The organism is Halomonas sp. PAMB 3264 (assembly GCF_031954245.1).
In the GTDB taxonomy this organism is placed as follows: Bacteria; Pseudomonadota; Gammaproteobacteria; order Pseudomonadales; family Halomonadaceae; genus Vreelandella.
Window position 1 is genome coordinate 38,349 of the sequence record NZ_CP134866.1, and the last position, 19,542, is coordinate 57,890.

At 62.6% G+C, this 19,542-nt stretch carries 18 protein-coding genes; 11 read left to right on the top strand and 7 right to left on the bottom strand.

The annotated features are described in order from the left end of the window. Positions 1–440 precede the first annotated feature (440 nt). Positions 441–2,537: an EAL domain-containing protein gene (locus RN347_RS00175; RefSeq protein ID WP_311959166.1), complete on the top strand. Its 2,097-nt coding sequence runs from the start codon at positions 441–443 to the stop codon at positions 2,535–2,537. 278 nt (positions 2,538–2,815) lie between these two features. Here RN347_RS00175 and RN347_RS00180 read toward each other — a convergent pair whose 3' ends face one another. After that, the gene (locus tag RN347_RS00180; RefSeq protein ID WP_311959168.1) at positions 2,816–3,295 is read right to left on the bottom strand and encodes an Lrp/AsnC family transcriptional regulator; all 480 of its coding nucleotides are present in this window, start codon (positions 3,293–3,295) and stop codon (positions 2,816–2,818) included. 137 nt (positions 3,296–3,432) lie between these two features. Between RN347_RS00180 and RN347_RS00185 the strand changes: the two genes are divergently transcribed. After that, complete coding sequence (locus RN347_RS00185) at positions 3,433–4,473, top strand: zinc-dependent alcohol dehydrogenase family protein (RefSeq protein ID WP_311959170.1); 1,041 nt, start codon at positions 3,433–3,435, stop codon at positions 4,471–4,473. A gap of 130 nt (positions 4,474–4,603) precedes the next feature. Further along, on the top strand, positions 4,604–5,479 hold the full coding sequence (locus tag RN347_RS00190) for a pirin family protein (protein WP_311959172.1): 876 nt from the start codon (positions 4,604–4,606) through the stop codon (positions 5,477–5,479). 10 nt (positions 5,480–5,489) lie between these two features. Here the strand turns inward: RN347_RS00190 and RN347_RS00195 are convergent, their stop codons facing one another. Further along, positions 5,490–6,101, bottom strand: coding sequence for a DNA-3-methyladenine glycosylase 2 family protein (locus RN347_RS00195; RefSeq protein ID WP_311959175.1), 612 nt, complete (start codon positions 6,099–6,101; stop codon positions 5,490–5,492). A 168-nt stretch (positions 6,102–6,269) separates the two neighbouring features. Here RN347_RS00195 and RN347_RS00200 point away from each other — a divergent pair, with 168 nt between their 5' ends. After that, complete coding sequence (locus tag RN347_RS00200) at positions 6,270–7,478, top strand: MFS transporter (RefSeq protein ID WP_263585632.1); 1,209 nt, start codon at positions 6,270–6,272, stop codon at positions 7,476–7,478. A gap of 82 nt (positions 7,479–7,560) precedes the next feature. After that, complete coding sequence (locus tag RN347_RS00205) at positions 7,561–7,812, top strand: hypothetical protein (RefSeq protein WP_263585631.1); 252 nt, start codon at positions 7,561–7,563, stop codon at positions 7,810–7,812. 4 nt (positions 7,813–7,816) lie between these two features. Here the strand turns inward: RN347_RS00205 and RN347_RS00210 are convergent, their stop codons facing one another. Then, a complete protein-coding gene (locus tag RN347_RS00210; protein WP_311959179.1) occupies positions 7,817–8,512 on the bottom strand; it encodes an extensin family protein in 696 nt (231 codons plus the stop codon). 156 nt (positions 8,513–8,668) lie between these two features. Here RN347_RS00210 and gmk point away from each other — a divergent pair, with 156 nt between their 5' ends. The 4 genes from gmk (at position 8,669) to RN347_RS00230 (ending at position 12,268) form a co-directional block, all read left to right on the top strand. Beyond that, complete coding sequence (gene gmk, locus RN347_RS00215; RefSeq protein ID WP_263585629.1) at positions 8,669–9,301, top strand: guanylate kinase; 633 nt, start codon at positions 8,669–8,671, stop codon at positions 9,299–9,301. A gap of 88 nt (positions 9,302–9,389) precedes the next feature. After that, the gene (gene rpoZ, locus RN347_RS00220) at positions 9,390–9,647 is read left to right on the top strand and encodes a DNA-directed RNA polymerase subunit omega (RefSeq protein WP_252107983.1); all 258 of its coding nucleotides are present in this window, start codon (positions 9,390–9,392) and stop codon (positions 9,645–9,647) included. A 25-nt stretch (positions 9,648–9,672) separates the two neighbouring features. Then, on the top strand, positions 9,673–11,805 hold the full coding sequence (locus RN347_RS00225) for a bifunctional (p)ppGpp synthetase/guanosine-3',5'-bis(diphosphate) 3'-pyrophosphohydrolase (protein ID WP_263585628.1): 2,133 nt from the start codon (positions 9,673–9,675) through the stop codon (positions 11,803–11,805). Between the two features lie 73 nt (positions 11,806–11,878). Further along, a complete protein-coding gene (locus RN347_RS00230; RefSeq protein WP_263585627.1) occupies positions 11,879–12,268 on the top strand; it encodes a RidA family protein in 390 nt (129 codons plus the stop codon). A 64-nt stretch (positions 12,269–12,332) separates the two neighbouring features. Here the strand turns inward: RN347_RS00230 and RN347_RS00235 are convergent, their stop codons facing one another. Further along, on the bottom strand, positions 12,333–13,214 hold the full coding sequence (locus RN347_RS00235) for an SDR family oxidoreductase (protein ID WP_311959185.1): 882 nt from the start codon (positions 13,212–13,214) through the stop codon (positions 12,333–12,335). 149 nt (positions 13,215–13,363) lie between these two features. Here RN347_RS00235 and RN347_RS00240 point away from each other — a divergent pair, with 149 nt between their 5' ends. Both RN347_RS00240 and recG read left to right on the top strand, forming a co-directional pair. Continuing rightward, positions 13,364–14,275 (top strand): LysR substrate-binding domain-containing protein, encoded by a 912-nt coding sequence (locus RN347_RS00240; protein ID WP_311959187.1) that lies wholly within the window; start codon positions 13,364–13,366, stop codon positions 14,273–14,275. Beyond that, positions 14,272–16,350, top strand: coding sequence for an ATP-dependent DNA helicase RecG (recG, locus tag RN347_RS00245; RefSeq protein WP_311959189.1), 2,079 nt, complete (start codon positions 14,272–14,274; stop codon positions 16,348–16,350). The genes RN347_RS00240 and recG overlap by 4 nt, the downstream gene beginning before the upstream one ends. Here recG and yccS read toward each other — a convergent pair. The 3 genes from yccS to RN347_RS00260 all read right to left on the bottom strand — a co-directional run bounded on the left by yccS (position 16,347) and on the right by RN347_RS00260 (position 19,463). Then, a complete protein-coding gene (gene yccS / locus RN347_RS00250; RefSeq protein WP_311959191.1) occupies positions 16,347–18,557 on the bottom strand; it encodes a YccS family putative transporter in 2,211 nt (736 codons plus the stop codon). The two genes, recG and yccS, sit on opposite strands and share 4 nt — an antisense overlap. Before the next feature lie 277 nt (positions 18,558–18,834). Beyond that, complete coding sequence (locus tag RN347_RS00255; protein WP_263585623.1) at positions 18,835–19,191, bottom strand: hypothetical protein; 357 nt, start codon at positions 19,189–19,191, stop codon at positions 18,835–18,837. After that, positions 19,191–19,463, bottom strand: coding sequence for an HU family DNA-binding protein (locus RN347_RS00260; RefSeq protein WP_252107991.1), 273 nt, complete (start codon positions 19,461–19,463; stop codon positions 19,191–19,193). Before RN347_RS00260 ends, RN347_RS00255 begins: the two co-directional genes overlap by 1 nt. Positions 19,464–19,542: the final 79 nt, after the last annotated feature.

Below are 19,542 nucleotides of genomic sequence, written 5' to 3' on the forward strand. Positions count from 1 at the left end.
TACAAAGCAGAGGACAGCGCGTTTTCCCGCATAATTCTTTATTTTGGCAATTCGGACGCGTCAGTATCTAGGTGAAACTGCCATCATCCAGCATTGGCGCTACGGTTGCCAAGGAACAGAGCGAGCAACCTAAATTTTTTGGCGCTCATGATTTAGCTACTAGCCGGTTGCTTGCTAGCTTATGCCCATGCAATGTGGGGAGTGAATTGGGTAGTATGGCTATTGGTTTCTCTTTTTTTAATTAAAAATTTGTTTTTATTGATATTTACTTTGAGGATCAATATTCAGATTCAAAATATCGAGTAGACCGATCGGTATGAGACGGCCTAGGTCGAAAGCATGAAATAGCGTATGGATAGCGGTTTGATAACCCAGAGCAAGTGGATTAACTTGATTTAAAATCAGTTAATTCTTTCACGCGGCTCTGGTAAAAACGCGCCATGCACGATCATCATGCATCCTACAATCTTGCGTTGGTCCTTTTGTCGTTTGGCGTGGCGTCCATCGCGTCGTTTACCGCGCTGGATCTCGCCGGCCGCGTTCGGGCAAGCCGCGGGGTCGTGCGCCATTTATGGCTGGCCGGCGGCGCCTTTGCCATGGGCACCGGTATCTGGGCGATGCATTTCGTTGGCATGCTGGCCATGGAGATGGGCGCCCGCGTCGACTACGGCATTTTCCTGACGTTACTCTCGCTGGCGGCAGCGATCGCGTCCTCGGCGCTGGCGCTGTTTATCGTGCAGTCCGGCCGGCTATCGCTGTCGCGACTGTCCATCGGTGCGCTGATCATGGGCGGCGGCGTGTGTTTGATGCACTACGTCGGCATGGCGGCGATGCATATCGAAGGCACCATGCGCTACGCGCCAGCGCTTTTTCTGACCTCGGTAGCGATTGCGGTCTCCGCCTCTGGCGTGGCGCTCTGGCTCGCCTTTCGGCTCAACCCGACCGGTACGCGCCGCGCGCCGCTTTGGCAGCGCCTGATTGCGGCGCTGGTCATGGCCGTAGGGATTTCCGGCATGCACTATACCGGCATGGCGGCGGCGGTCTATCCACAAGGGTTCGTGCCCTCTGCCAATGTCGGCATCTCTACCGGCCAACTGGCCATTAGCGTAGCGCTGGTCTCCACCTGCATCATGCTGGCGGCGCTGATGATCTCGCTGTTCGACGCCCACATGTCGTCGCGCAACGCGCAGCTGGCCGCCTCGCTTCAGGAGGCCAACGCCGAACTCAAGCAGATGATCTACCGCGACGCGCTTACCCAGCTGCCTAACCGGCTGCTGCTCGAGGAGCGTTTGGAAGAGCAGCTGGGCCAGCAGGCGCCTTTCGCACTGTTCTTCGTCGACCTGGACCGCTTCAAGCAGGTCAACGATACGCTGGGCCACCACGTCGGCGACCAGCTCATCCGTCAGGCCGCGATTCGGTTAAGAACCATGATTCGTGAGGCCGATACGGTCGCCAGGGTTGGCGGCGATGAGTTCATCGTACTGCTGGGTGAACACTCCACGCGCGAAGACGCCGCCGAATTGGCCAAACGGCTGGTGAGCACGTTGGCGAACCCGTTTCAAATTGGCGCAAGTCTGGTCAAGGTCTCGACCAGTATCGGGATCAGCCTTCATCCCGAGGACGGCAGCGACAAGCACTCGCTGATGATTCACGCCGACGCCGCCATGTACGCCGCCAAGCGCATGGGACGCAACAACTTCCAGTTCTTCGAGCTGGACATGACCACCCACGAAAAACGCCGCGCCGTCCTCGAGCGGCGCCTGCGTCTGGCGATCGAAAACGGCGGTTTGCGCCTGGCCTACCAGCCCAGGGTGGATGTCGATAACGGCCGCATTACCGGGGTGGAGGCGCTGCTTCGCTGGGAAGACGAGGAACTGGGCACGGTGGAGCCCAGCGAGATCATCCCGGTGGCCGAGGACACGGGTCTGATTCTGCCGATTGGCGAGTGGGTGCTACGCACCGCCTGCACCTATGCCTTTGACTGGCAGGAAGAGATGGCGCAGCCGCTGTTCGTTTCGGTCAACATATCGGCGATCCAGCTCAATAATCGCCACTTCATCGATGTGGTCAAGGAGGTGCTCGAAGAGACCGGTTTGGAACCCTCTCATCTGGAACTCGAGCTTACCGAAAGCGCGCTGGTGCTCAACCCGGAGGTGGCGCTCACTACGCTGGTCGAGCTGCGCGGGCTAGGCGTGACGCTTTCAATCGACGATTTCGGCACCGGCTACTCGAACCTGGCGCTTCTGCGCCGTTTCCCCATCGACCGCTTGAAGATCGACCGCTCGTTCATGTCCCACGCCGTTACCGACGTACAGGACGCCGCCATCGTCAAGGCCGTCATTGCGCTGGCGCAAAGCCTGGATCTACAGGTCGTGGCCGAAGGGGTAGAAAACGAGCAGCAGCTATCGCTGATACGCCAACTTCACACCCATGAGTATCAGGGGTTTTTGTTCAGCGAAGCGCTGGAAGGGGAGGAGTTGAAGCGGTTTTGGGGGCGTCACGCTTCAATGATTGATAGAACGAATAACGAAAATTGATTCAAGATACAGAGGGCTCAAAATGAGCCACAAATGGACTGGGAGTGCCCGGTTGGCGTCTAAACCTTGGTGAGCTTCATCTAGGTTTTTCGCTTTCTGAATGATAGAAAACCCAAGCTCGAGTTCGTCTTCTCTTATTCCGCGTTATTCGACCATGGGGTGCGTGAGCCGCTTCTCCTGACTCTTCTTTTTGACGAGGTAGAAGAGGATTTCCAGGCAGTCTTTAAGCGCCGATGGGAAGTTTAAATGCGCGTGAAGAAAGCCTTGCCATCCGCTGACTAATCACCCACCAATTCTTCCACCGGCAATTGGTTCGTTACCTTCACTTCCCGCAGCGACAGATTCGAGCGGATGCTCGAAACGCCAGGCAGTTGGCGCAGTACCCGCTCGACGAAGTGGCTGTAATCGTCCAGGTCGCGGGCGACGACCTGCAGCAGGAAGTCCGCTTCGCCGGTGGTGTTGTGACAGGCCAGCACCCGCGAGCTTTGTTGTATCAAACGCTCGAACTCGGCGGTGGCGGCCTCATCGTGCTGGGTGCAGGTGATCTGTACGAACGCGAGTACGCTGCCGCCGATGGCGCGGCGGTTCAAGTTAGCTTGATAGCCCTCGATGACGCCGCTCTCCTCCAGGCGTTTATGGCGCCGCCAGCAGGTCGCTTCGCTGATGGAAAGCCGCTCGGCCAGTTTGGCATTGGAGAGGCGGCCGTCGGCCTGCAGGTGGCCAATAATTTTGGCATCCACTTTGTCTATTTGGCTCATGGTGGTTATCTCTTTCAAATTAGCCGAACCAAATGAAAGAGTGCTTCATTATTAGTCTTGTCGTCCAGCCAACAGAAAAGTAATTTCAAGCGCGGCTGGTTATAGTAAAACGCCCCATGACTGCGTTGGAGTACTCCATGAAAGCCGTTGTTTTCGAAAACTTTTCCGCTCCGCCGGCCATCCAGCAGGTACCTGACCCGACGCCCGAACCCCACGGCGTGGTGGTGAAGGTGATGGCCAACGGCGTATGCCGCAGCGACTGGCACGCCTGGATGGGGCACGACCCGGATGTCGTGCTGCCTCACGTGCCGGGTCATGAGCTTGCGGGCATCGTGGAAGCGGTGGGCAAGGACGTGACCCGCTGGCGCGTCGGCGATCGGGTAACGGTACCGTTCGTGGGCGGCTGCGGTGCCTGCCCGGAGTGCCATTCGGGTAACCATCAGGTGTGCGATCATCAGTTCCAGCCGGGCTTTACCCACTGGGGCTCCTTTGCCGAGTACGTGAGCATACACTTCGCCGACGTAAACCTGGTGGCGCTGCCGAAACGTCTCGATTTCGCCACGGCGGCGAGCCTGGGGTGTCGTTTCGTGACCTCGTTTCGCGCGGTGGTGGACCAGGGGCGCGCCGCGGCGGGCCAGTGGGTGGCGGTGCACGGCTGCGGCGGTGTCGGGCTCTCGGCGGTGATGATCGCCAATGCCCTGGGCGCCAACGTGGTCGCGGTGGATATCTCGGAGAAAGCACTGAAGCTGGCTCGCCAGCTGGGCGCGGTGGCGACCGTCAACGCGGCCGAAGTGGCCAACGTGGTCGAAGCGGTGCGCGAGATCACCCAAGGCGGCGCTCACGTCTCGCTGGATGCGCTGGGCCACCCAAGTACCTGCTTCAACTCGATCAGCAATCTGAGAAAGCGCGGCCGCCACGTTCAGGTGGGGCTAATGCTTGCCGATCACAGCACGCCAGCGGTGCCCATGAGTCAGATCATCGCCAACGAGCTGGAAATCCTTGGCAGCCACGGCATGCAGGCCCACCGCTACGGCGACATGCTGGCGATGATCGAGTCCGGCAAGCTGGCGCCCGAACGGCTGATCGGCCGGCGCATCAGCCTGGAGGCGTCGATCGATGTGCTGGTGACTATGGATACGTTCGAAGGCGCCGGGGTGACGGTCGTCACCGAGTTCTAGCCAGTGAAGCCGGGCTGCGACGGCCCGGAGCGTCCACTCGATTTACTTCAACCAACCCAAGCAGATTATTCGCTCCTCAACCATGGCGCCGGGTTTTACACTGGGCGCATTCTGGATAAAGGAGCGATACATGTCCGCGTCGAACGTTGAAACCCCGCGCCGCGTCATCCGCCAGCACGCGGCTCACCGCGACGATATCGGTGATCTCACCACCCGGCGGCCGCTACCGGGGCCCGGGCTCGATCAGCTCGACCCGTTTCTGTTTTTAAATCACCACGGCCCGCAGACGTATCCAGCGAACAACCAGGGTCTGCCGTTTGGCCCGCACCCGCACCGCGGCTTCGAGACGGTGACGTTCATTCTTGAAGGCTCGCTGGCCCACGCCGACAGCACCGATCACCAGAGCGTGATTCATGAAGGCGGCGTGCAGTGGATGACCGCCGGCAGCGGTATCGTCCACGCGGAAGTGTCGCCGCCAGAGTTCAAGCGCGACGGCGGGCCGCTGGAGATTCTGCAGCTCTGGATCAACCTGCCCTCGAAGCTCAAGATGAGCGCGCCGCACTACGTCGGCCTGCAGCAGGGCGATATTCCCCGAATTCCCCTTGCCGGCGGCGTCGAGCTGAACCTGATCGCCGGACAGTGGGAGAGCCTTCAGGGCCCCATCGATACGTTGACTGGCGTGTTCATGTCCACGCTCACGCTTGCCGCCGGCAGCCGCGAGACGCTGCCCGTCGCCCCAACGCGGCAGGTGTTTCTCTACGTGGTGGATGGCGATGTGAGCGTGGGCGGCGAGCCGGTAAAGGCCCAACACCTGATCGAGCTTGATCGTGAGGGCGGCCATGTCGAACTCGAGGCATCGAGCGATGCGCGGCTGATCTTCGGCCACGGCGATGTGATCGACGAGCCGGTCTACTCTCACGGCCCCTTCGTCATGACCACCCGCGAGGAGATCATTCAGGCGGTCGAGGATTACCAGGCGGGTAAGTTCGGGGGCTTGAACGCCTGAGAATGCGTGGTTAAAGCGGCTCGCCGCGGTAGTAGTGCCAAAGAAAAAGCGAGCCTACGCTGCGCCAGGGCGCCCAGTGTTCGACCATTTGGCGCGCCTGTTTGGGCGTGGGCTTGTCGTCCATTCTTTTCAGCCGCCCTAGCGCCACGCGCAGGGCCAAATCGTCCGCCGGGAACACATCCGTTCGCCCGAGCGAGAACATCAGATAAATCTCGGCGCTCCAGCGCCCAAACCCTCTGAGGGCGGTGATGGCGCTGATGACCTCTTCATCGCTCAGCTGCTCGAGCCCGTCGGCGCTGAAGGTGCCGGCGAGCTCCGCCTCGGCCAGCCCCCTGGCGTACTCGACCTTGCGCCAGGAGAGGCCAGCATCGCGCAGCGCCTGCCCCTCCACGTCCAGCACGGCTTTGGCGTGCAGTTCCGGCAGCAGCGTATTGACGCGGCTCATGATCGAGCGCGCCGCCTCGACGGAGAGCTGCTGGCTGACGATGGTCGAGAAGAAGGTGGCAAAGCCGCGCTCGCGCGCCCGGGCGGCGGGGGCGCCGACCTGGGGTAGGGCGCGGGCGATATCGGCATCAACCTTGGCAAGGGCGGCCATGGCCTGGGGAATGGTCTCGGGTGTCATAAAAACTCGCTGAATGGGCGGTATCGTTCTTGAGTGTATCCGTCCTAAACGTCAACGAGGGCGTTGGCGCCCGTCTTTTTGGCCGCACGTGTTTCTACTTTCGTCTAATACTGCGATCATTCGCGCCATTGTGAATCGATAAGCGGGCAGAGGCCCGAGGAGTCAAGTGTGCAGGAGTCTTCCACCGGTTGGGCGCGTAATCCGCGGCTGGCCGAGTTTGCGTTAGCGCTGGGCGGTTTCGGGATCGGTACCAGCGAGTTCGTCATCATGGGGTTGATGAACCGGGTGGCGGGGGATCTCGCGGTCACCGTGCCCCAGGTGGGCTACGCCATTAGCAGCTACGCCCTGGGCGTGGTCGTGGGGGCACCGATCATCTCGGCGCTGGCGGCGCGCATGCCGCGGCGTCTGTTATTGATTCTGCTGATGCTCGTGTTTGCCGTTGGTAACATCGCCAGTGCCATGGCGCCGGAGTTCTGGTCCTTCGTGGGCTTGCGTTTTCTGGCAGGGCTGCCTCACGGCGCCTACTTTGGCGTGGCCGCGCTGGTCGCGGCGGGGGCGGTGCCGGTGGATCAGCGGGCGCGGGCGGTGTCGCGGGTCATGATGGGGCTGACCGTAGCGATTTTGCTCGGCGCGCCGCTGGGCACCTGGGCGGGCAATCAGTTCGGCTGGCAGATCGCGTTTACCGGCGTAGGCGTCATTGCCGTCATCACGGCGCTGTTGATCCGCCTGTTCGTGCCGGTACAGCCGGTCGATTCGGCGGCAAGCCCCGTGAAAGAGCTCTCGGCGCTCCTGAAGCAGCGCGTGCTGGTGACCGTGGCCATCGCCTGCATCGGCTGCGGCGGCATGTTCTCCATCTTCAGTTACGTGATGCCCACGCTGACCCGCCAGGCCGGCATGAGCGAGGCGCTCGGCCCGCTGGTGCTGGTGATCTTCGGTATCGGTTCGATCATCGGCAACCTGGTGGGCGGGCGCATGGCGGACAAGAACCTGATGCGCGCGATCCCGCGCATTTTGATCTGGTGTGCGGTGATTCAGGGGCTCTACTACTTTGCCGCCAACAGCGTCTGGACCGGACTTCTGTTCGTCGGCCTGGTGGGCACCAGCATGGCGCTGGCGCCGTCGCTGCAAACGCGCCTGATGGACGTGGCCGAAGATGCGCAGACCATGGCGGCCTCGCTCAATCACGCGGCGTTCAACGGCGCCAACGCCCTGGGCGCCTGGCTTGCCGGGCTTGCCATCAGCGCCGGCTTCACGCCGTCGAGCACGGGCTTCGTGGGTACCGGGCTTGCGCTATGTGGGCTTGCGATCTTCGTTTTTGGGCGGTGGCTGGAAAAACGCACGTATCCGGCACCCTCGCTCAGTAATAACATGAGTTAAATCGGCGTTTGCGCAAACAAGGCTGGCAAAGTTGCGCAAACCTTTCTAGGTTGTATAAGTGCACCCCATAAGGAGATGACTCATGCATACCCCGATTTTGAAAACCTCGCGCATCGTGACGCTTTCCGCCATTGCGGCACTGACGATTGGCCTGGCTGGCTGTGGTTCCACCACCGGTGAGCGTGCCACCAGCGGCGCGGGTGTGGGCGCCGCGGTAGGCGCGGGTACCGCGGCGGCCACCGGCGGCAGCATCGGTGGCGGCGCGATCCTCGGTGCCGGCGCAGGTGCCGCGGCGGGCGCGTTGACCGACGAAGACGACATCAACCTCGAGTAATCTTCTAACGACACAGCCCGTAGCCGCGCATGCCCATGTGAAAGTGGTCGGCATGCGCGGCGTTATAGTTTGGTCCCAGCACGTTCCCAAAGCTCTTGCAGGCGCCATCCCGCGCCGCTCTAAAGAACGCTCCTACCGCCCCCTCGTCGTCCCAGTTGCTGATCAGCGTAATGCGCTGGCCGTTTTCGAACCGAAACCCCGTGACATCCAACGCTTCCGCGGTAGCGTGCTCGCTTCGCCTTCCCGTTGATCTTCCGTAAACGTTGCGACAGGCAAAACTTCCCACGTGATCCACCTGGCTGACGCGGCTACTCATAAGCTCGACGGCGGCGGGCTGAAGTTCGTGGCGCTCGAACATGACCCAAGCCAACGCCATGGGGCAAGAGGCGACGAAGCTTCGGTTGAAGCGTACGCTGCTAGAATTGATGCGCACGATGTTGGAAAGCGGGCAGCTCGCCGTCGGCGAGTAGTCTGCCACCGGCGTGTAGTCGAGCTCGCTTGCGGGTACGGTGTCGAGCGCGGCCAGACACCCTTGACGGTCGCCTTCCAGGCGCTTGAGCTTGAGTTTGGTGACCGGCGTGATCGGGTCGTCGATATGCAGCGGGGCCCAGGGCGCCCATTGACGGGGAATCTCGATGATGCCTTTTTGCAGCGCCACGCCCAGGGCTATCAGCGCCAGAATGAAAACCGTTCCTCGCATGCCACTCTCCTTGGGTGACTAACGCTTATTGAGCGCGCCCAGGCTTTTACTACAGCCCGCGCGGCAGGTATGCGATACTGCCCGGCTTTAGCGCCACCTGCGAGCGGTAAGCGTGGCGACGCCAGGGTCAACGACTGTTTTTGAGGGGAGCGTTTCATGTCCCAGGGTACGCTGTTTATCGTGTCGGCGCCGTCGGGCGCGGGAAAAACCAGCCTGGTTCGCGAGCTGATCGAGAGCCTGGACGGTCTTCAGGTATCGGTATCGCACACCACGCGCGGCCGGCGCGAAGGCGAAGTGGACGGAGTGAACTACCATTTCTGCCCGGTCGCGACGTTTGAAGCCATGATCCAACGCGGCGATTTTTTCGAATACGCCCGCGTGTTCGATAACTATTATGGCACCTCGCGCCACGCCGTGCAGGAGCTGCTCGCCGCCGGTCAGGACGTGATTCTCGAAATCGACTGGCAGGGCGCCCAGCAGGTGCGCGAGCAGATGAGTGATGCGGTATCGATCTTCATCCTGCCGCCGTCACGGGCCGAGCTCGAGCGGCGCCTGTCAAATCGCGGTACCGACGAGCACGCGGTGATCGCGCGGCGCATGCGTGATGCGGTCAATGAGATGACCCATTACGACGAGTATGATTACCTGGTGATCAACGACGATTTCACCACCGCGCTTGGCGAGCTGCAGGCGCTGATCACCAGCCAGCGGCTTACACGTGCTGCCATGCAGCATCGCCACGCCTCGCTGCTCAAGGCGCTCTTGTCACAGGCGCCGGCGGTCGAGTAATCTATCGGGTCCAGTGACCCATTTTTGCCGAGTCGGCGGTCGTTTCACGCCCTGCCGGCCCGGCGTCGTTTTTTAAAGGAAAGCTCCCATGGCGCGCGTAACCGTCGAAGATTGTCTCGAAAACGTAGAAAACCGCTTCAAGCTGGTGATGATCTCTACCCAGCGGGCCCGCCAGCTCGCCCGCGGCTCCCGCGATGCGCAGCTTGCCTGGGAGAACGACAAGCCCACGGTCATGGCGCTGCGTGAAATCGCCGCAGGCCTGGTCGATCACACGGTGCTCGACGAGCCGGTCGAGGCGCCGGTGCGCCAGCGTCCGGCCGCGCCCAGCATCCAGATCGACGACTAAGTCCGGAACCGAAGGGGCGCGTTCCATGTTCACCATCGATGACCTGGCCGACCGACTCGGCGGCTATCTACCCTCGGATGAGATCCAGCAGGTCAAACGCGCCTTCTACTACGCCGAACAGGCCCACGATGGCCAGCGGCGCCGCTCCGGCGAGCCCTACGTCACCCACCCGCTCGCCGTCGCCAACATCCTCGCCAACATGCACATGGACCATCAAAGCCTGATGGCGGCCATGCTGCACGATGTGATCGAGGATACCGGCGTCTCAAAAAAGGCCCTTGGCGAGCAGTTCGGTCAGCCGGTGGCGGAGCTGGTCGACGGCGTCTCGAAGCTCACCCAGATCACCTTCGAGGACAAGGCGGTCGCTCAGGCGGAGAACTTCCAGAAGATGGTGCTGGCGATGTCGCGGGACATTCGCGTCATCATCGTCAAGCTCGCCGATCGGCTGCACAACATGCGCACACTGGGGGCGCTGCGGCCGGACAAGAAGCGGCGCATCGCCCGCGAGACGCTGGAGATCTACGCCCGCGTGGCCGGGCGGCTCGGGATCAACACTATCCGCATCGAGCTCGAGGATCTTTCGTTTCAGGCGATCCACCCGATGCGCGCCGAGCGGATCAAGCGCGCGGTGGCCAGCGCCCGCGGTAACCGGCGAAGCGCGATGCGCCAGATTCAGTCGTCGCTGCAACAAAGCCTGGACGACGAAGAACTCAAGGGCACGGTGATCGGTCGGCAAAAGCATTTGCTCTCCATCTACAAGAAGATGCGCGACCAGCGAAAGCCCTTTGCCGAGATCATGGACGTGTTCGGCTTTCGCATCATCACCGACGATGTGGCGAGCTGCTACCGGATACTCGGCGTGGTGCACAACCTCTTCAAGCCGGTGCCCGGGCGCTTCAAGGATTACATCGCCATTCCCAAGGCGAACGGCTACCAGAGCCTGCACACCACGCTCTTTGGTCAGCGCGGCATGCCGATCGAGGTGCAGATTCGCACCCGCGAGATGGAAGCGATGGCCAACAACGGCATCGCCGCTCACTGGCTCTACAAGGCCGGCCAGACCGAGCATCCGATCGCCGAGGGCAGCCACGCCCGGGCACGGGCCTGGGTCAAGGGCTTACTCGAGATGCAGCGCCACGCCGGCGACTCGCTGGAGTTCATCGAGCACGTCAAGAATGACCTGTTCCCCGACGACATCTACGTGTTCACGCCCAAGGGCGACATCATGGAGCTGCCCCAGGGCGCCACGGTGATCGACTTCGCCTACAGCGTGCACACCGATATCGGCAACAACTGCATCGCCTGCCGGATCGATCGCCACCTGGCGCCGCTCTCCACGCGGCTGGAAAGCGGCCAGACGCTCGAGATCATCACCGCCCCCGGCGCGCGGCCCAATCTTTCGTGGCTCAATTTCGTCACCACCGCCAAGGCGCGCTCGGCGATTCGCCACGCCCTGAAGCATCAGCAGCAGTCCGAGGCGATCATGCTCGGACGGCGGCTGCTCAACAAGGCGCTGGCCTCATATGAGACGAGCCTCGAGGAGCTCGACGAGCGGGTCTTCACCAAGGCGCTCAAGGAGCTCGACGTCTCCTCGCTGGACACCCTGCTCGAGTCGGTGGGGCTGGGTAATCGCATGGCTTACGTGGCGGCCCGGCGGCTGGCGGATACTGCCCAGGGCGAGAATCGCGAGATCAACCGGCTGGAGAACAGCGATAACGCGGTGGTGATCAGCGGCAGCGAAGGCATGGTGTTGAGTTTTGCCCGCTGCTGCCACCCGCTACCCGGTGATGCGGTCGTGGGGCATTTGTCGGTGGGCAAGGGCATCGTCGTGCACCGCGACGAGTGCCGAAACCTGGTGGATTTGAAAAGCGACCCGGAAAAGCTCTTCACACTGCAGTGGTCGGAGAATATCGACGAGGACTTCCCGGTGGCGCTGCGTATCGAGATCGAAAGCCGCCGGGGGCTGGTGGCCGAACTCGCGGGTCTGGTCACCGACGCCGATGCCAATATCGAACGGATCGGCATCGAGGAGCGCGACGCCAAACTCTCGACGGTGAACCTGACCCTCTCGGTCAAGGGCCGTGTGCACCTCGCGCGTATCATGAAACGCATTCGCAACCTGCCAAGCGTCAGCAAAATAACTCGAACGGCCAACTAAGCCTTCCCTAAGTAAGCCGCCCCTGGTAGCCCCGGGGCGCGCGGGATTTTTTGATTACAGGAGCAGCATAATTATGAGCAATAAAGCCGTTATCAACACCGAAAAGGCACCGGCTGCCATTGGTCCGTACTCCCAGGCGATCAAGGCGGGCAACACGGTCTATCTCTCCGGTCAGATCCCGCTCGACCCAAGCTCGATGGAGATCGTCTCTGGTGACATCGAAGCCCAGGCCCGCCAGGTCTTCACCAACCTGCAGGCGGTGTGTGAAGAGGCCGCCGGGTCGCTTTCCGATATCGTCAAGCTCAATCTTTATCTCGTGGATCTGGACAACTTCGCCATCGTCAATCGCGTGATGGAAGAGTTCTTCAAGGCGCCGTTCCCGGCCCGCGCCGCGGTGGGCGTGCGCGCGCTGCCCAAGGGCAGCCAGGTCGAAGCGGAAGCGGTCATGGTCATCGGCGACTAAGCGGCTGAATGGACATAAAAAAGCGAGCCTTTGGGCTCGCTTTTTTCGTCAACAGGCACGGGGATCAGGCACTTCTGGAGGTCAAAAAGCCGCCTTCCTTTAGAATCTGGGCGTAGCCTTCGCGAAAGCTGGGGTAGCGGAATTCGTAGCCGGTTTCGCGCACGCGGCTGTTGTCGCAGCGTTTGCTGGTACGCCGTCTCAGCGGCGACTGCATGGTCTCGGTCGCGGTGGCCTTGAGCTCCTTGGCCAGCCAACTCATGACGTTGTACATGGTGGCGGGCTCGGAGTCGCTGCCCAGATAGAGCTCGGCCAGGGGTTTACCGCTCTCCTGACACTGGATCAGGTGGGCGAGAATCCCGGCGCAATCGTCGCGGTGGATGCGGTTGGAGTAGATCGCCGGGGTGATCGCCGCCATGCGCCCGCCCTTGACCTGGTGGATCAGCCGGTCGCGGCCAGGGCCGTAGATACCGGAAAAGCGCACGACCGTGCCTGGTAGCGGATGATCCAGCAGCGCCTGTTCGGCATCGCGCATCAGAGTGCCCGAGAAGCTGGTCGAATCGGTGGGGCTGACCTCGTTGACTACTTCACCCTCCTGCTGACCGTAAACGCTGGTCGAGGAGACGAAGAAGATGCGCCGTGGCGGTGTTTCGTGCTGTTCGAGCACGCCCAGCACCCGTTTCAAGCCGTTCGGGTAGGCGCTCTGATAGGCGCTCTCCTCGAAGCGGTCGGCGCTGACGGTATAGATGACGTAATCGGCTTCGGGCAGCGCAGAGGCACTGGCATCGTCGAGCGTCGCAAGGTCGAGCGCCAGGGGCTCGATGCCGGTCCCCTGTAACGAGTCGGCCTGGCGGCGCACGCCGATGACGCGATGGCCTTCGCTGGTAAGCTCGCGCCCCAGGGTGGTGCCGATATCGCCACAGCCGATGATCAGTACAGTGAGTTTCACCTGCGCACTCCTCATGATAAATATTCCCTATTAGATACAAAGTCCTCTTGAGATATGCCATCGTCAAGAGAATTTGTTTGTCCTTGCCGTCCCGTTCATGGCCACGCTGAGTCACGACCTGCTACGAGAGGATGCCATCCGGCACCGTTATGACTTTAACAGAACTTCGCTACATCGTAACCCTTGCACAAGAGCGCCACTTCGGCCGCGCCGCCGAACGCTGCCACGTTTCCCAGCCCACGCTCTCGGTGGCGGTGAAAAAACTCGAGGATGAACTCGACACACCCCTGTTCGAGCGCTCCAAATCCACCGTACAGGTCACCCCGCTTGGCGAGAAAATCGTCGCCCAGGCGCAGCGCGTGCTGGAGCAGTCCAGCCTGATTTTCGAAATGGCCAGCGCCGGCCGTGACCAGCTGGCCAACCCGCTGCGCATCGGTGCCATTTACACCATCGGGCCGTATCTCTACCCGCATCTGGTGCCGGCACTGGCCGAGGCGGCGCCGCAGATGCCGCTCTACATCGAAGAGGGGCTGACCGGCGCGCTCAGGGGCAAGCTCAAAAGCGGCGAGCTCGACGTCATCATCGTCGCGCTTCCGTTCACCGAAACCGACGTGGTGACCAAGGCGATCTACGACGAGGATTTCGAGGTGCTGATGCCCAGCAGCCACCCCTGGACCGAACGGGAGGCGATCGAGAAGGAGGCGCTGCTCGAGGAGCGCCTCTTGCTGCTGGGCGAAGGGCACTGTTTTCGCGACCAGATTCTCGAGGCCTGCCCGGCGATCACCCACAAGCTCAACAGCCCCAGCAACACGCTGATCGCCGAAGGCGGCTCGCTCGAGACCATCCGCCACATGGTGGCCTCGAAGCTCGGCATCACGGTGCTGCCGCAGTCGGCGCTGGGAACGCAGAAGGATGAACGCTCGCTGCTGGCGAGCCGGCCGTTCGTTTCGCCGTCGCCCTCGCGCACCGTCGCCATCGCCTGGCGGGCGAGCTTTCCCAGGCCCAAGGCGATCGATGCGCTGGTGCAGGCGATCAACCAGTGCCGGCAGGCCATGCCATGAACGCGCTCGATGCGCCGGTCACCGAGCTCAAGGGCGTCGGCGAGGCGCTGGCGGCCAAGCTTGCGCGCCTGGGCGTCGAGCGGGTGAGCGATCTGCTCTTTCACCTGCCGCTGCGCTACCAGGACCGCACGCGCTTGACCCCGATCGGGCTTTTACGCGCGGGCAGCGAAGCGGTGGTCGAAGGCGAAGTGACTGCCTGCGACATCGTCAAGGGGCGAAGGCGAAGCCTTCTGGTGCGTCTTCGCGACCAAAGCGGCATCCTGAGCCTGCGCTTTTTCCACTTCTCCCCGGCGCAGAGCCAGCAGCTGCGCCCGGGCGTGACGCTGCGCGCCTTCGGCGAGGCGCGCGCCGGTGCCACGGGGCTCGAGATCTATCATCCGGAGTACCGCCCGGTCGGGGACGCCGAGACGCCGGTCGAGGAGCACTACACGCCGATCTACCCGACCACCGAAGGGCTCCACCAGACCCGGCTGCGGGCGCTGGCGCGGCAGGCGCTCGAGCGACTCGAAGCCGCCCCGGAGGCGCTGCCGGACATGATTCCCCCGCAGCTTGCCGAGCGCTTCGGCCTGCCCGGGCTTCACGCAAGCCTTATGCTGTTGCATCAGCCGCCGCCGGAGGTCGATCTCGACACGCTCGCCCAGGGCCTACACCCGGCGACCCGGCGGTTGGCGCTGGAGGAGCTTCTGGCCCACCAGCTGAGCCTTCGCGAAGTGCGCCTGCGTATCCAGGCCGACGGCGCCCCGCGTCTGCCGGCCGGGCGCGGCCTGCAAACCCGCTTTCTGGCCAAGCTGCCTTTCGCGCTCACCGGTGCCCAACGCCGGGTGCTCGAGGAGATCGAGCTGGATCTCGCCGAGCCCGCGCCGATGCTGCGGCTGGTGCAGGGCGATGTCGGTTCCGGCAAAACCGTGGTCGCCGCCATGGCCGCTCTGTCGGCGCTGGCCGGCGACTGCCAGGCGGCGATCATGGCGCCCACGGAGATTCTTGCCGAACAGCACTACCGCTCTTTCAAGGCCTGGTTCGAGCCGCTGGGTATCGAGGTCGCCTGGCTTGCCGGCAAGCTCAAGGGTAAAAGCCGCCTCGATGCCAAGGCAGCGATCGCCGATGGTCGGGCGCGGATGGTGGTCGGTACCCACGCGCTGTTCCAGGAGGACGTTCACTTCAAGTGCCTGGGGCTTGCGATCATCGACGAGCAGCACCGCTTCGGTGTGCACCAGCGCCTGGCGCTGCGCGAAAAAGGCGAGGCGGGCGGGCTTACCCCGCACCAGCTGATCATGACCGCCACGCCCATTCCCCGTACGCTTGCCATGAGCGCCTACGCGGATCTGGACGTCTCGATCATCGACGAGCTGCCGCCGGGGCGCACGCCGGTCAAGACCGTGGTGGTGTCCGACGAGCGCCGCCCGGAAGTGGTCGAGCGCATTCGCCGCGCCTGCAGCGATGGCCGCCAGGCTTACTGGGTCTGCACGCTGATCGACGAGTCCGAGGTGCTGCAGTGCCAGGCCGCCGAAGTCACCCGCGAGGAGCTGACAACAGCGCTACCCGAGCTTGCCATCGGCTTGATCCACGGGCGCATGAAGGCGGCGGAAAAGGCCGAAGTGATGGCGGCGTTCAAGGAAGGCGAGCTGGATTTGCTGGTGGCCACCACGGTGATCGAGGTCGGCGTGGACGTGCCCAACGCCAGTCTCATGATCATCGAAAACCCGGAGCGCTTGGGGCTTTCCCAGCTTCATCAGCTGCGCGGACGGGTCGGGCGGGGAAGCCTGGAGAGTTTTTGCGTGCTGCTTTACCACCCGCCGCTGTCGAAAAGCTCGAAGGAGCGTCTGGGCGTGATGCGTGAAACCACCGACGGCTTTCGCATCGCCGAGAAGGACCTGGAGATTCGCGGCCCGGGCGAGGTGCTCGGCACCCGCCAGACGGGCCTCGCCCAGATGAAGGTCGCCGATCTCGAGCGCGATGCCGATCTGTTGGAGCGCGTCACGGCGCTGGCGAAAACGCTTCAAGGCGACCGTGACGCCACCGCCGTGCTGGTGCGCCGCTGGCTGGGGGAAGCTGCCGGACGCTACGGGCAGGTTTAATGGCCGGCCGATTTGGGCCGCTGGGTGAGCCGGGCTGCGCTTTGAGCCAGCGGCGTGAGCTGCTCGGCGATCAGCCTGAGCTGGCTCTGGATCGGGCGGTAGAGCGTCACCGCGGTGGCGCGCTCGCTGCTGACCGGCGTGGCGGCGTCCTTCGGCGTATCGCCGAGGGCGGCGAGCAGCATATCGGTCTGCTCATCGAGCGCGGTGACGGGCTGGCGCGCGTGTAGCTCCCGGGTCATCGCCTCGAGCAGTTCGCTGATGCGCCGGGCCTGGGGCATCAGCGCGGCGTCGTCTTCGTCGTCGGTCAGCCGGTGGCGGTGGGCGCCGAGTGCCGACAGGTGGCTCAACAGCGTATTGGAGAGCACCAGAAAGCGCAGCCCGCTGTCTGCGTCCTGCTTGCGGTAGTGGCCGGGCTCGTGAAGCATGTTGGTTAAGAGCGTCGAGAACGCCGCATCCGCGTTGTGGGCGTTGCGCCGTGCCAGCCGGTAGGCCAGATCGTCCTGTTTACCGGTTTCGTACTGGTGAACGATCTCATCCAGGTAGCCACGGTGGCTAGTGAGCACCTTGGCCGCCTCGCGGTAGAGCCGCCGGCCCTGCCAGTCGGGCAGAATGAAGAACACCGCAAGCCCCGCAATGACCGCGCCGAGCAGCGTATCGAACAGCCGCGGCCAGATCAGGTCAAAGCCGTCCCCCACCTGGTTGAAGCTGCACAGCACCAACAGCGTGATCGAGGCGGTGGCGATGACGTAATGGCGCTCGCGGTTGGCGAAAAAGCAGACCCCGGCGGCCACGGCGATCATGCTTTGAACACCGGGCTGGGGGAAAAGCGAAATGGAGGCCCAGCCCACGACCAGCCCTAGCACCGTGCCCAGAATCCGCTGGGAAAGAAAGCGCCGCGTGGTGGCGAAGTTGGGTCGGCACACGAACAGCGTGGTCAAGAGAATCCAGAACCCCTGCTCTGGATCGAGCCACTGCAAGAGCGCATAGCCTGCGACCAGCGCACTCGACAGGCGCACGGCGTGGCGAAAGGTGGGCGAGCCCAGCGTCAGATTCAGCCGCACCCGGTTCCAGGCTTCCTTGATGCTCGACGGCGAACGATCGAACAGCGCGCTGTCGCGGCGATCGAAGCTTGCATCCGGGTTGTGGACACTGGCGATCTGCGTCTCCAGCGTGGCCAGGTTGTCTGCCAGGGCGTTGAGCGGATGAATCAGCGCGCGCCACTCCGGACGGTCGCGGTCACTCAGATTGTCGATCGAGGCGCGCAGGTCCATCAGCGCCTGCTCGCTGAGTTCGTGATCGAACGGGCGGTTGAGTAGCAAGGACTTGGCCAGTTGGCGACAGGCCCGGCCCTGCTGGTCCAGAAGGCGCTGGCAGCGAAACAGCACGTCGTGGTGGAAGAACGCCTCGGTCAGCGCGCTGTAGGGGTAGTGGGTGGAGCTCGCTCGCTCGTGGATGTCCTGAGCGATGAAGTAAATGCGCAGGTAGCGGTTGAGCTTCTGGCTTCCGCGCTGACCCTCCAGGCGGCGAAAGATCATCTCCTTGGCCTGGTTGAGCGCGGCCACCACCTGGCCGTTTTGATGCGCCAGCGCCACCCGGCGTGCCTCCACATCCACACCGCGTACCGGCTCGAACAGCGCCGACTTGAGGATCAAGAACTCCCCCAGCGTCTTGTATACCCGCGCCATGCTCTGCTTGACCGGCTGGCGTGAGAATAGCGCGCACCAGATCACGGAGATGAGGCCGTACCAGGCCGCGCCCGCCAGCAGCAAAAGCTGGCGCGAGGCGACGTCGGCGTCGACGCCGCCATGCTGCTCGATGTTGATCATCGAATAGATCGAGAGAATCAGCGTGCCCGAAGCGATGGTAGCGTAGCGCTGGCCGATGGCGCCGAGCATGATCAGCGTAAAGGCCGACACCCCCAGCCCGAGTGCGAACAGCCAGGGCCAGGCAAACAGCCACTGCACCACGAAGGAGGCCAGCGCAAAGCACAAAAGCGTCACGATCAGCGCCTGAAGCCGCCCCTGCCAGCTGTCGTCGGTTTCCGAGAGCGCACAGGCGATGATGCCGAGAAACAGCGGAATGACCAGCGCCACGTCGGCTTGAAACACGCTAAACAAGAGCGCCCCGCTAAAGGCGATGAACACCCGCAGGCTGTAGGCGAATTTATCCAGGGTCCAAAGGCGGCGAAGGGGTAGAGCGATCGGCATGGCGTCTCTTCGATTGTTATTTAGACTTTAGTATAACTAATCGTCAGTATATCAACGTCGCCTGGTACCTGGCTATGCCGACCACCGCTTGGCCTAAAGCGTACGCTCCAGCGTTGTTTGCCGGCGTTCGATATCGATACTACGTCAGGCGCTTATCGCCAGCAGTCGGGTTGTGGCGGCAAAAGCAGGGCGCTTTCAGGGGAGCGAACCATCCGGTCGGGCGTGATGCGAGGGTGTTCAACAAAACGGCCCGCCGTAAAAGGCGGGCCGTTAAGCGCTACAGGTGCTTTAAAAGCTTCTGCAGTTTGGTCAGGTCGCTGGAATCGCCGACCAGGCGAACGTCGCCGTTCATCATGCCGTGCAGAAACGCCTGCTGGGTCGGCTTTTTGAGAATCCTGAGCGCCGCGTCCTGATCGCGAAAGCGCAGCTCCAGATCCAGATCGATTGGCAGGCCCTTGCCCGTGGCGATGCCCTTGGGCGTCATTCGGTAGTGGCGTGCCGTGTGTAGATCCTCGGTAGCGATGCCCCAGTCCAGACCGCGCATTCGCTCGAGCTGCTCCTTGAAGCGCGGCTTACGCCGCAGCGCGCGCTTGAGCAACAAGCCCAGTAGCCACAGCGCAAGCCGGAGTTTCATTAGGAGACGGCGTCCTTGAGCGCTTTACCGGGCTTGAACGCCACGTTCTTGCTAGCCGGAATGTTAAGCGGCTGGCCGGTTTGCGGGTTTTTGCCGGTGCGGGCAGCGCGCTCGCGTACGGTGAAGGTACCAAAGCCGATCAGGGCAACGTCTTCGCCTTTCGCCACGCTGTTGGTGATCTCGTCGAGAATGACGTTCAGCACTTGGCCTGCCTTGTCCTTGGACAGGTCAGCGTTATCGGCGATGGCAGCGGCCAGGTCAGGTTTGCGCATAAAAGGGGTCTCCCTGATAGAAAAAATAAGCGTAACGCTTATGAGTGCGATTGAAAACGAACGAGTGTTTTAATTTTAT